The 12,067-nt window shown below is 68.8% G+C and carries 13 protein-coding genes; 10 read left to right on the forward strand and 3 right to left on the reverse strand.

Features of this window, described 5'->3' with window-relative positions; genetic code table 11:
- The first annotated feature begins 33 nt into the window (after window positions 1-33).
- Window positions 34-2,163, forward strand: coding sequence for an elongation factor G (fusA, locus tag D3105_RS08865; protein ID WP_118901860.1), 2,130 nt, complete (start codon window positions 34-36; stop codon window positions 2,161-2,163).
- Between the two features lie 157 nt (window positions 2,164-2,320).
- On the forward strand, window positions 2,321-3,514 hold the full coding sequence (gene tuf / locus D3105_RS08870) for an elongation factor Tu (protein ID WP_003966968.1): 1,194 nt from the start codon (window positions 2,321-2,323) through the stop codon (window positions 3,512-3,514).
- Window positions 3,515-3,725: 211 nt separating this feature from the next.
- Here tuf and D3105_RS08875 read toward each other — a convergent pair whose 3' ends face one another.
- The 3 genes from D3105_RS08875 to D3105_RS08885 all read right to left on the reverse strand — a co-directional run bounded on the left by D3105_RS08875 (window position 3,726) and on the right by D3105_RS08885 (window position 7,266).
- Entirely contained in the window at window positions 3,726-4,451 is a 726-nt protein-coding gene (locus D3105_RS08875; RefSeq protein ID WP_118901862.1) for a S1 family peptidase, read from the reverse strand.
- Between the two features lie 111 nt (window positions 4,452-4,562).
- Window positions 4,563-6,626 (reverse strand): PIG-L family deacetylase, encoded by a 2,064-nt coding sequence (locus tag D3105_RS08880; RefSeq protein WP_118901865.1) that lies wholly within the window; start codon window positions 6,624-6,626, stop codon window positions 4,563-4,565.
- Window positions 6,627-6,807: 181 nt separating this feature from the next.
- Window positions 6,808-7,266 (reverse strand): GNAT family N-acetyltransferase, encoded by a 459-nt coding sequence (locus tag D3105_RS08885; RefSeq protein WP_118901868.1) that lies wholly within the window; start codon window positions 7,264-7,266, stop codon window positions 6,808-6,810.
- Window positions 7,267-7,726: 460 nt separating this feature from the next.
- Here D3105_RS08885 and rpsJ point away from each other — a divergent pair, with 460 nt between their 5' ends.
- The 8 genes from rpsJ to rpsC are packed head-to-tail and all read left to right on the forward strand — an operon-like array spanning window position 7,727 to window position 12,063.
- Complete coding sequence (gene rpsJ, locus D3105_RS08890) at window positions 7,727-8,035, forward strand: 30S ribosomal protein S10 (RefSeq protein WP_003948644.1); 309 nt, start codon at window positions 7,727-7,729, stop codon at window positions 8,033-8,035.
- 14 nt (window positions 8,036-8,049) lie between these two features.
- The gene (rplC, locus tag D3105_RS08895; protein WP_006126884.1) at window positions 8,050-8,694 is read left to right on the forward strand and encodes a 50S ribosomal protein L3; all 645 of its coding nucleotides are present in this window, start codon (window positions 8,050-8,052) and stop codon (window positions 8,692-8,694) included.
- A gap of 4 nt (window positions 8,695-8,698) precedes the next feature.
- Window positions 8,699-9,349, forward strand: coding sequence for a 50S ribosomal protein L4 (gene rplD / locus D3105_RS08900; RefSeq protein ID WP_006126885.1), 651 nt, complete (start codon window positions 8,699-8,701; stop codon window positions 9,347-9,349).
- Complete coding sequence (rplW, locus tag D3105_RS08905) at window positions 9,349-9,672, forward strand: 50S ribosomal protein L23 (RefSeq protein WP_003966958.1); 324 nt, start codon at window positions 9,349-9,351, stop codon at window positions 9,670-9,672. Before rplD ends, rplW begins: the two co-directional genes overlap by 1 nt.
- Window positions 9,673-9,711: 39 nt before the next feature.
- The gene (gene rplB / locus D3105_RS08910; RefSeq protein ID WP_003966957.1) at window positions 9,712-10,548 is read left to right on the forward strand and encodes a 50S ribosomal protein L2; all 837 of its coding nucleotides are present in this window, start codon (window positions 9,712-9,714) and stop codon (window positions 10,546-10,548) included.
- A 12-nt stretch (window positions 10,549-10,560) separates the two neighbouring features.
- Entirely contained in the window at window positions 10,561-10,842 is a 282-nt protein-coding gene (rpsS, locus tag D3105_RS08915; RefSeq protein WP_003966956.1) for a 30S ribosomal protein S19, read from the forward strand.
- A 43-nt stretch (window positions 10,843-10,885) separates the two neighbouring features.
- Window positions 10,886-11,233: a 50S ribosomal protein L22 gene (rplV, locus tag D3105_RS08920; RefSeq protein ID WP_004571827.1), complete on the forward strand. Its 348-nt coding sequence runs from the start codon at window positions 10,886-10,888 to the stop codon at window positions 11,231-11,233.
- Window positions 11,233-12,063 carry a 30S ribosomal protein S3 gene (gene rpsC, locus D3105_RS08925; RefSeq protein WP_003966954.1) on the forward strand — a complete coding sequence of 277 codons (831 nt, stop codon included), beginning with the start codon at window positions 11,233-11,235 and terminating at the stop codon, window positions 12,061-12,063. The genes rplV and rpsC overlap by 1 nt, the downstream gene beginning before the upstream one ends.
- Window positions 12,064-12,067 lie beyond the last annotated feature (4 nt).

The raw sequence follows: 12,067 nt of genomic DNA on the forward strand, positions 1-12,067 counted from the left end.
ACCCCCATCGAGACCGAGAGAAGACTGAGCCTTATGGCCACCACTTCGCTTGACCTGGCCAAGGTCCGCAACATTGGGATCATGGCCCACATCGACGCGGGCAAGACGACCACCACTGAGCGGATCCTCTTCTACACCGGTGTGAGCTACAAGATCGGTGAAGTCCACGACGGCGCTGCCACGATGGACTGGATGGAGCAGGAGCAGGAGCGCGGCATCACGATCACGTCCGCCGCGACGACCTGCCACTGGCCGCTCAACAATGTTGACCACACCATCAACATCATCGACACCCCGGGTCACGTCGACTTCACCGTCGAGGTGGAGCGTTCGCTCCGCGTCCTCGACGGCGCCGTCACCGTGTTCGACGGTGTCGCGGGCGTCGAGCCGCAGTCCGAGACTGTCTGGCGTCAGGCGGACCGCTACGGCGTGCCGCGTATCTGCTTCGTCAACAAGCTCGACCGCACCGGTGCGGACTTCTTCCGCTGCGTCGAGATGATCGTGGACCGCCTCGGCGCGACCCCGATCGTCATGCAGCTCCCCATCGGCGCCGAAGCGGACTTCACGGGCGTTGTCGACCTCGTGTCGATGAAGGCCTTCGTGTACCCCGAAGAGGCCGCCAAGGGCGAGATGTACAACATCGTCGACATCCCGGACAACCTCAAGGAGTCCGCCGCCGAGTGGCGCGGGAAGCTCCTGGAGGCCGTGGCCGAGAACGACGACGCCATGATGGAGCTGTACCTGGAGGGCAACGAGCCCACCCAGGAGCAGCTGCACGAGGCGATCCGCCGCATCACCCTGGCGTCGAAGGGTGGCGCCGACTCCGTCACCGTCACCCCCGTGTTCTGTGGCACCGCGTTCAAGAACAAGGGCGTCCAGCCCCTGCTCGACGCGGTCGTGCGCTACCTGCCCTCCCCCCTGGACGTCGAGGCCATCGAGGGCCACGACGTCAAGGACCCGGAGCTGGTCATCAAGCGCAAGCCCTCGGACGACGAGCCGTTCTCCGGCCTGGCGTTCAAGATCGCGAGCGACCCGCACCTCGGCAAGCTCACCTTCGTCCGGATCTACTCCGGTCGCCTGGAGGCCGGCACCGCGGTGCTGAACTCCGTCAAGGGCAAGAAGGAGCGCATCGGCAAGATCTACCGTATGCACGCGAACAAGCGTGAGGAGATCCAGTCGGTGGGCGCGGGCGACATCATCGCCGTCATGGGCCTGAAGCAGACCACCACCGGTGAGACGCTGTGTGACGACAAGAACCCGGTCATCCTGGAGTCCATGGACTTCCCGGCGCCGGTCATTCAGGTCGCCATCGAGCCCAAGTCCAAGGGTGACCAGGAGAAGCTGGGTGTCGCCATCCAGCGCCTCTCGGAGGAGGACCCCTCCTTCCAGGTGCACTCCGACGAGGAGACCGGCCAGACCATCATCGGTGGTATGGGCGAGCTTCACCTCGAGGTGCTCGTCGACCGCATGAAGCGCGAGTTCCGCGTCGAGGCGAACGTCGGCAAGCCCCAGGTCGCGTACCGCGAGACGATCCGCAAGGCCGTCGAGCGCATCGACTACACGCACAAGAAGCAGACTGGTGGTACCGGCCAGTTCGCGAAGGTGCAGATCGCCATCGAGCCCATCGAGGGCGGCGACGCCTCGTACGAGTTCGTCAACAAGGTCACCGGTGGCCGCATCCCCCGTGAGTACATTCCCTCGGTGGACGCGGGTGCTCAGGAAGCCATGCAGTTCGGCATCCTGGCCGGTTACGAGATGGTCGGCGTCCGCGTCACCCTTCTCGACGGTGGTTACCACGAGGTCGACTCCTCGGAGCTCGCCTTCAAGATCGCCGGTTCGCAGGCGTTCAAGGAGGGTGCCCGCAAGGCCTCTCCCGTGCTCCTCGAGCCGATGATGGCCGTCGAGGTCACCACGCCCGAGGACTACATGGGCGATGTCATCGGCGACCTCAACTCCCGCCGTGGCCAGATCCAGGCCATGGAGGAGCGCAGCGGCGCTCGCGTCGTGAAGGGCCTCGTGCCCCTCTCGGAGATGTTCGGCTACGTCGGAGACCTCCGCAGCAAGACCTCGGGTCGCGCAAGCTACTCGATGCAGTTCGACTCCTACGCCGAGGTTCCGCGGAACGTCGCCGAGGAGATCATCGCGAAGGCCAAGGGCGAGTAACTCTCCCGAGCTCACGCTTTAGGCTTGTCACCGGAGCCCGGTGGGCATGCGGCACAGCGCGTCAGCACTGTGCCGTATGCCCCCGGCGCCGGCACCCCAGCAAAGATCACCTGGCGCCGATGAAGCAAGGCGTACAGAACCACTCAGGAGGACCCCAGTGGCGAAGGCAAAGTTCGAGCGGACTAAGCCCCACGTCAACATCGGCACCATCGGTCACATCGACCACGGTAAGACGACCCTCACGGCCGCCATTACCAAGGTGCTGCACGACGCGTACCCGGACCTGAACGAGGCCTCGGCCTTCGACCAGATCGACAAGGCTCCCGAGGAGCGCCAGCGCGGTATCACCATCTCCATCGCGCACGTCGAGTACCAGACGGAGTCGCGTCACTACGCGCACGTCGACTGCCCGGGTCACGCGGACTACATCAAGAACATGATCACGGGTGCCGCGCAGATGGACGGCGCCATCCTCGTGGTCGCCGCCACCGACGGCCCGATGCCGCAGACCAAGGAGCACGTGCTCCTGGCCCGCCAGGTCGGCGTCCCCTACATCGTCGTCGCCCTGAACAAGGCCGACATGGTGGACGACGAGGAGATCCTGGAGCTCGTCGAGCTCGAGGTCCGTGAGCTCCTCTCCGAGTACGAGTTCCCGGGCGACGACGTTCCGGTCGTCAAGGTCTCGGCGCTCAAGGCGCTCGAGGGCGACAAGGAGTGGGGTGAGTCCGTCCTCAACCTGATGAAGGCTGTCGACGAGGCCATCCCGCAGCCCGAGCGTGACGTCGAGAAGCCGTTCCTCATGCCGATCGAGGACGTCTTCACGATCACCGGTCGCGGTACGGTCGTCACCGGCCGCATCGAGCGTGGTGTCCTGAAGGTCAACGAGACCGTCGACATCGTCGGTATCAAGACCGAGAAGACCACCACCACGGTCACCGGCATCGAGATGTTCCGCAAGCTGCTCGACGAGGGCCAGGCCGGTGAGAACGTCGGTCTGCTCCTCCGTGGCATCAAGCGCGAGGACGTCGAGCGCGGCCAGGTCATCATCAAGCCCGGCTCGGTCACCCCGCACACCGAGTTCCAGGCGCAGTCCTACATCCTGTCGAAGGACGAGGGTGGCCGTCACACCCCGTTCTTCAACAACTACCGCCCGCAGTTCTACTTCCGTACCACGGACGTGACGGGCGTTGTGACCCTTCCCGAGGGCACCGAGATGGTCATGCCGGGTGACAACACCCTCATGGACGTCGCGCTGATCCAGCCGGTCGCCATGGAAGAGGGCCTGAAGTTCGCCATCCGTGAGGGTGGCCGGACCGTGGGCGCCGGCCAGGTCACCAAGATCATCAAGTAGTTTCTGCTTGGTCCTTGGACCTGGTGGCTCACTGAGTCGCTAGAAGGGCCCCGCACCTCTTCGGAGGTGCGGGGCCCTTCGCGTGCGTACGGCCGGGGCCGCGGACATGGCTGTAGGGCCCCGGTACCTCGGGCGGTGAGGTACGGGGGCCCTACGGTTCAGGGGGACGGCGGATCGGTCAGGTGTCCGCCGTCCCGGGTGGGGCGTCCTGTCAGACGCCCGCGATCGACCGGATCCAGGACCGGTACGCGGTGACGTTCGTGTACGCGGTCGTGGTCTGGCGGTCGCTGGTGGAGGCGACGCCGACCTGGATGCCGTTCGCCGTCATCGGGCCGCCGGAGTCGCCGCCGGCGGTGATGCCGTTGCCGCGGCGGGCGCAGATCGCCGAGCCGCCGTACGCGTCACCGCAGCCGCCGGTGACCGTCACGTTGGCGACCTTCAGGTAGCGCGACTGGCAGTTCGCCTCCGAGCCGCACTGCGAGGTCGCGCCCCAGCCCCAGACCTGGACGCTCTGGCCGACGCTCACCGAGCCGGGCGAGCCGAGGCGGGAGTAGGTGGCCTGCACGGAACGGTCAAGGCGCACCAGCGCCAGGTCCGAGCTGTGGGTGTAGGTCTGGACGCCGTTCGCGACGACGCCGCCACTGTGCTGGTCGAGGCTGCCGATGCGGAACGACAGGCCGCCGCCGGTGACGCAGTGCTTGGCGGTGAGGATCCAGGTCGGCGCGATGATCGTCGCCGAACAGGTCTCTCTGCCGTTCGAGAAGAGCCGGGCGGCCCAGGGGGCGTTCTGGGCGTAGCCGCCGCCGATGATCTGGGTGGTGGGCGGCGGGGCGTCCTGGAGCGGCGGCGCGGGTGCGGCCGTCGCGGACGGTGCGAAGAGCGAGAGGACGCAGGCCGCTGCTGCGGCGACAGCGGGCATGAGCCGGGATATGCGCATGATGCCTCGTTTCGCGCGACACGCTGGGTAGGCGTGTCCGTGGGGGATGGTGGGCAACAGGGTGCCGGAGCGCGACGAGGGCGGGTACTAACGTTTGGCCATAACGCGGCGTTATGGGACGGGAGTTGGGAGACGCGGTCCCTTCCAGGGGCGCCAGAGCCAGGGTGCGGCGTCCGGGCCGAAGCCCACGACGGCGGGCCGGCCGTCCGCCGCGTCGAGGTGAAGGACGGCGCCGTCCAGGGCGACGGGGCCCCGCGACCGTACGGCGACTCCCTCGGCGGTACGCACCTGGATCCGGCCCTCCTCGGACCGGCCGAGCAGAACCGGGCCACCCGGTGACGGGGCGGCGGTCACCGGACCGTACCCCCCGAAGCGGGGCGCGGGGGCTGCGCCGGCGCGCACGGCGACGAGCCGCTCGCGTGCGGCGGGCCGGTAGTACAGCTCCACGGACCCGTCGGCCGCCGGGAGTGCGCCGGGTGCGTGCGCGGGGACGGGGGAGCCGGTGAGCTGGGTGCGGGCGGTGACGTCGGTGCCCGGCGCGTCCTGGGTCCAGTGGTGCACGGCGTGGTGCCCGGCCGCGTACACATGGACGAGCTCCGCCGTGTCCACGACCGCGGTCACCCCGTCCTGGATCTCGCCGCCGCCCATGTCCCGCCAGCCGCTCCAGCGGCCGGTGACCGCGTCGCGCACCCGGGTGCTCAGCCCCTTCTCCGCGTTCCGTACGAAGAGGTGGACGCGGCCGTCCGGGGCGGTGACGGCGACCGGGGTGCCGATGCGGCGGCCGTGGTCGGGGCCCGTCGCGGGGTTGCCGAGGCCCTGCCAGGCGAGGAAGGGGCCGCCGGGGGAGCGCTGCTCCAGGAGCACGATCTCGCGCTCGTTGTCCGCGCCGTGCCCGCCGAGGGCCGCGAACCGCAGCCCGAACAGCAGTTGCCGCCCGTCCGACGTCACCGCGGCGCCCAGCACCGGGGCGAGCGGGCCGCCGCCGAGGTCGTCCGGCGCGTCCCAGACGCTGCTGCCGGGCGCGCTCTCGCGCCACCGGACGGCGCGCAGCCCGAGCACCCCGTAGGCGGTGAGCCGGCCGTCCGCCCCGGTGGCGACCTGGGCCCGGGGGCCCGGGTAGCGGTGGTGGGTGGAGCGCACCCAGCCCTTGCGGTTGGTGAGCGGCCGGTCGCCGCCCACGTTGTAGTCGCCGCAGCCGGAGGGGTTGCCGCACTCCCAGTCGGGGTCGCCGCCGTACGGGACGAGGTGGGCGGCCTTCCGCTCCAGCACGGAGGGCGGCAGGTTCTTCGGCCAGTGCCGGTTGTAGTACCCCCGGAACGAGGCGACGACGAACCCGGGCACCGGCTCCCCGCGCCCCGTCGCCCGTGCCACCCAGCGGATCAGGGCGGCCCAGGCGAAGCACCCGGCCGCGGTGTGGTCGGCGTGGTCGGAGTACCCGCGCTGCTCGCTGTCCCGGCGGCGTTCGTACTCGCTGCTGAACTGGAGGTCCGGGTCCGGGTCGAGGGTGTGCACGACGGTCGGCCGGTACTCCTCCAGCAGCCCGGTGAGGACGTCGATCAGCGACTCGTACGTATACGAACCGGCGCGCTCCAAAGGCGAGTTGTCGGCCACGACGGTACGCAGCACGAGCCGGCGGTCCCGCCAGAGGCTGGGCAGCCCGGGGCGGCCGCGCCCGGTGTGCATCGCGGTGTTGAGGAAGACCAGCTCGACCCGCCGGACGCCGTCGGTCAGGAGGTTCACCTCGGCCCGGTGGCCGCCGTCCAGGGCCTTCACCGACTTCTGCCAGGGCGCGAACCGGTCGAGCCCGAGCAGCTCGGCGTACGCCTGGCGCAGGCCCTGATGGCGGGAGGAGGAGTACGCGGCACGGTCGGGGGCCGGGCGGGGCGCGCCGGGGATCTTGTTGACGCCGTCCGCCTCACCCGCGGTGAGATACACGCAGACCAGCGGGGTCCCGGCGTCCAGGGCCTCACGGGTGTCCGGGTTCATGAAGTACAGATCGTCGTCCGGGTGGGCCAGCAGTTGCAGGACCAGGGCCCGCCGGGTGCTCGCTATGGCCAGACCGGGCGCCGGGTCCGCTTCCGGCCCGCGCCGCCGGGGAGCCGGCACGGCGCATCCGGCGGTGGCGGCGGCAGCGCCGGCCGCTCCGGCAGCGAGGAGCAGGGTGCGTCGGGGCATCCGTATCCGGGACAGGACAGATCGATCCACCACGCCGCGCACTCCGTCCGCTCCCGCTTCCCCCGCAGCGGGCGAACGGCCGCCCTGTCCTGCGTACTCCCTGACTCTCCGCGCAGGTCAGCGGCGGTCGAGCCGCGCCTGCGGGGGAGTAGACGGACGGAGGGGCGGGCGGGTTGCCCGGTCAGGGTGTGGGGTTGCGCACCAGGAAGACGTCGACGGCGTCCTCCCGCTCCAGCGCGAATCCGTGCCGTTCGTAGAGCCGACGGGCGGGGCTTCCTCGGAGCACGTCCAGGCGTACGGGGATCCGCTCGGCGTCCGCGCGGTCCAGGACGCCCCGCAGGACGGCCGAGCCGATGCCGCGGCCCTGGAGCGCGGGGGAGAGGTAGAAGTGCTCCAGCCACCAGCCGCCTGCGGTCGGGCGCAGGGCCACGCAGCCCGCGAAGGAGCCGGCGGCCTCGATGACCGAGGTGTGCTCGGGGGCGTAGGCGTCCCGCAGCCGTCGGCGTACCCGGTGCTCGTCGTAGCGGCCGAGCCGCTCCAGGTCCGGTCGCATCACGACGGCGCGCAGCTCGGCGATGGCCTCGACGTCCTCGGGGAGGGCCTGGCGCAGGGTCCAGTGGGGCAGCGTGCTCCTCGGCATGGCGGGGATCTTCTCAGAGGGCCTCGCGGGGCCTCCGAGGAGCCGGCGCGGCCGGATGCGCGCCTGCGTTTGATCACACGCCCGCTCGGGGTAGGATTCCCGACTCGATTGGCCAGGCCCGCGCCCCGTATGGCACACTGACCAGGTTGCTCGGTTGAGTGTCAATGCTGCGCGCCTCCCGCCGGGAGGACCGGAAGCGAGTCCCACAGTACTCGTCGGCCCTGTAGGGCCGGACGTACGGGAATCTTCCGGGAAGCAATGCAGGGCGCCGGCCAGGCACCCGGTGGGTGTTCCGCCCCCGGTTCCGCGGTCCTCGGGCCCGCACCCCCTTGGTTGGGATCTCCTCCGGGAGATTTTCGTAGAGGGGATGCGACACGCCCGACCGCGTGGGTCGGAGGGGGAGTCCAGAGAACCCCCGGGTTCCAGAGCGTTAAACAGAGAGACAGGACTACTAGTAGCCATGGCGGGACAGAAGATCCGCATCCGGCTCAAGGCCTACGACCACGAGGTCATCGACTCCTCGGCGAAGAAGATCGTCGAGACGGTGACCCGCACTGGTGCGTCGGTCGCGGGCCCGGTGCCGCTGCCCACTGAGAAGAACGTGTACTGCGTCATCAAGTCGCCGCACAAGTACAAGGACTCTCGCGAGCACTTCGAGATGCGCACCCACAAGCGCCTCATCGACATCCTCGACCCCACGCCGAAGACGGTTGACTCGCTGATGCGTCTCGACCTGCCGGCTGGCGTCGACATCGAGATCAAGCTCTGAGGGGACGGGCCGAGATGAGCAAGAACATCAAGGGCGTCCTGGGCGAGAAGCTCGGCATGACCCAGGTCTGGGACGAGAACAACCGGGTTGTCCCGGTGACCGTCGTCAAGGCCGGTCCGTGCGTCGTGACGCAGGTTCGCACCAACGACAGCGACGGCTACGAAGCGGTCCAGATCGCCTTCGGCGAGATCGACCCGCGCAAGGTGAACAAGCCCCTCAAGGGTCACTTCGCCAAGGCCGACGTCACCCCGCGCCGCCACCTGGTCGAGCTCCGCACCCCTGACGCCAGCGAGTACACGCTGGGCCAGGAGGTCACCGCCGCTGTGTTCGAGTCCGGCGTCAAGGTTGACGTCACGGGCAAGAGCAAGGGCAAGGGCTTCGCCGGTGTCATGAAGCGTCACAACTTCAAGGGCCTCGGCGCCGGGCACGGCACCCAGCGCAAGCACCGTTCCCCCGGTTCCATCGGTGGCTGCGCCACCCCTGGGCGTGTCTTCAAGGGCATGCGCATGGCGGGCCGCATGGGTAACGAGCGCGTCACCACCCAGAACCTGACCATCCACGCGGTTGACGCGGAGAAGGGTCTGCTCCTCATCAAGGGCGCGGTCCCCGGTCCGAACGGCGGCCTCGTCCTGGTCCGTACCGCGGCCAAGGGGGCTTGAGGTAATGAGCACCATTGACATCCTTTCGCCGGCAGGCGACAAGGCCGGTACCGTCGAGCTCCCCGCGGAGATCTTCGACGCGAAGACCAGCGTTCCGCTGATCCACCAGGTCGTTGTCGCTCAGCTGGCGGCTGCCCGTCAGGGCACGCACAAGACCAAGCGCCGCGGTGAAGTCCGCGGTGGTGGTAAGAAGCCTTACCGTCAGAAGGGCACCGGCCGCGCCCGTCAGGGTTCGACCCGCGCCCCGCAGTTCGCCGGTGGTGGCGTCGTCCACGGCCCGCAGCCGCGTGACTACTCGCAGCGGACCCCGAAGAAGATGAAGGCCGCCGCCCTGCGCGGTGCCCTCTCGGACCGGGCCCGTCACTCCCGTATCCACGTCGTCACCGGCGTGGTCGAGGGTGCCGCCTCCACGAAGGCCGCCAAGTCGCTGCTCGGCAAGATCTCGGAGCGCCAGAACCTGCTCCTGGTCGTCGACCGCGCCGACGAGGCCGCGTGGCTGTCCGCGCGCAACCTGCCCCAGGTGCACATCCTGGAGCCGGGCCAGCTCAACACGTACGACGTGATCGTCTCTGACGACGTGGTCTTCACCCAGGCCGCTTTCGAGTCCTTCGTGTCTGGCCCCCAGACCGCTGAGACCGAAGGGAGCGACGCCTGATGAGCGAGGCGACCGTTACCAGCAAGACGTACTCGGACCCGCGTGACGTTCTCGTCAAGCCCGTGGTCTCCGAGAAGAGCTACGCGCTGCTCGACGAGAACAAGTACACGTTCATCGTCGCGCCCGGCTCCAACAAGACCCAGATCAAGCAGGCCGTCGAGGCGGTCTTCTCGGTCAAGGTCACCGGGGTCAACACGATCAACCGGCAGGGCAAGCGCAAGCGCACCCGCACCGGTTTCGGCAAGCGCGCCGACACGAAGCGCGCCATCGTGACCCTCGCCGAGGGCGACCGTATCGACATCTTCGGCGGCCCGACCTCCTAACGGAGTTCGAGTCGTCCGGAATCGGACGAGGACTGAGAAATGGGTATCCGCAAGTACAAGCCGACGACCCCGGGCCGTCGTGGCTCCAGCGTCGCCGACTTTGTCGAGATCACGCGGTCCACGCCGGAGAAGTCGCTGGTCCGCCCCCTGCACAGCAAGGGCGGCCGTAACAACGCCGGTCGTGTGACCGTTCGCCACCAGGGTGGTGGCCACAAGCGCGCCTACCGCGTGATCGACTTCCGTCGTCACGACAAGGACGGCGTGCCGGCCAAGGTCGCGCACATCGAGTACGACCCGAACCGCACCGCGCGCATCGCGCTGCTGCACTACGCGGACGGCGAGAAGCGTTACATCGTCGCTCCCCGTGGCCTGTCGCAGGGCGACCGTGTCGAGAACGGTCCGACCGCCGACATCAAGCCCGGTAACAACCTGGCGCTGCGCAACATCCCGGTCGGTACGACCATCCACGCCATCGAGCTGCGGCCCGGCGGCGGCGCGAAGTTCGCCCGTTCCGCGGGTGCCTCCGTGCAGCTGCTGGCGAAGGAGGGCACCATGGCCCACCTTCGTATGCCGTCGGGTGAGATCCGCCTGGTCGACGCGCGCTGCCGCGCGACGATCGGTGAGGTCGGCAACGCCGAGCAGTCGAACATCAACTGGGGCAAGGCCGGCCGCATGCGCTGGAAGGGCGTCCGCCCGACCGTCCGCGGTGTCGCGATGAACCCGGTTGACCACCCGCACGGTGGTGGTGAAGGCAAGACCTCCGGTGGTCGTCACCCGGTCTCGCCGTGGGGTCAGAAGGAGGGTCGTACTCGTTCTCCCAAGAAGGCGAGCAACAAGTACATCGTCCGCCGCCGCAAGACGAACAAGAAGCGCTAGGAGCGGGTTTAGATGCCGCGCAGTCTCAAGAAGGGGCCCTTCGTCGACGGACACCTCATCAAGAAGGTGGACGTACAGAACGAGGCAGGCACCAAGAACGTCATCAAGACCTGGTCCCGTCGCTCGATGATCGTCCCGGCCATGCTGGGTCACACCATCGCGGTGCACAACGGCAAGATCCACGTCCCGGTGTTCGTCACCGAGTCGATGGTCGGCCACAAGCTCGGCGAGTTCTCGCCGACTCGCACCTTCCGCGGCCACGTCAAGGACGACCGGAAGTCGAAGCGCCGCTAAGCGCGGGGTGGAAACGACTATGACTTACACCGAAGGGACAACCATGGAAGCCAGGGCCCAGGCGCGGTACATCCGCGTCACGCCCATGAAGGCCCGCCGCGTGGTGGACCTCATCCGTGGCATGGATGCCACGGAGGCTCAGGCGGTCCTGCGTTTCGCCCCGCAGGCCGCGAGCGTGCCGGTTGGCAAGGTGCTGGACAGCGCCATCGCCAACGCTGCACACAACTACGACCACACCGACGCCTCTTCGCTGGTCATCAGCGAGGCGTACGTGGACGAGGGCCCGACCCTGAAGCGGTTCCGTCCGCGTGCTCAGGGCCGTGCCTACCGGATCCGTAAGCGGACCAGCCACATCACCGTGGTCGTCAGCAGCAAGGAAGGAACCCGGTAATGGGCCAGAAGGTAAACCCGCACGGGTTCCGGCTCGGCATCACCACGGACTTCAAGTCCCGCTGGTACGCCGACAAGCTGTACAAGGACTACGTCAAGGAAGACGTCGCCATTCGTCGCATGATGACGAAGGGCATGGAGCGGGCCGGCATCTCGAAGGTCGAGATCGAGCGCACCCGCGACCGCGTCCGCGTTGACATCCACACCGCCCGCCCGGGCATCGTCATCGGTCGCCGTGGCGCCGAGGCCGATCGCATCCGCGGCGAGCTGGAGAAGCTGACCGGCAAGCAGGTCCAGCTGAACATCCTCGAGGTCAAGAACCCCGAGGTGGACGCTCAGCTGGTGGCCCAGGCCGTCGCCGAGCAGCTCTCCTCCCGCGTCTCCTTCCGTCGGGCCATGCGTAAGAGCATGCAGTCCTCGATGAAGGCCGGCGCCAAGGGCATCAAGATCCAGTGCGGCGGTCGCCTCGGCGGCGCCGAGATGTCCCGCTCGGAGTTCTACCGCGAGGGCCGCGTGCCCCTGCACACCCTCCGTGCGAACGTCGACTACGGCTTCTTCGAGGCCAAGACGACCTTCGGCCGCATCGGCGTGAAGGTCTGGATCTACAAGGGCGACGTCAAGAACATCGCCGAGGTTCGCGCCGAGAACGCCGCGGCCCGCGCCGGTAACCGTCCGGCTCGTGGCGGCGCTGACCGCCCGGCCGGCCGCGGTGGCCGTGGTGGCGAGCGTGGCGGTCGCGGCCGTAAGCCGCAGCAGTCGCCGGCAGCCGAGGCCCCCAAGGCCGACGCCGCCGCTGCTCCGGCTGCTGAGAGCACCGGAACGGAGGCCTGACCGA

This window comes from Streptomyces globisporus, assembly GCF_003501885.1.
Taxonomy (GTDB): domain Bacteria; phylum Actinomycetota; class Actinomycetes; order Streptomycetales; family Streptomycetaceae; genus Streptomyces; species Streptomyces globisporus_D.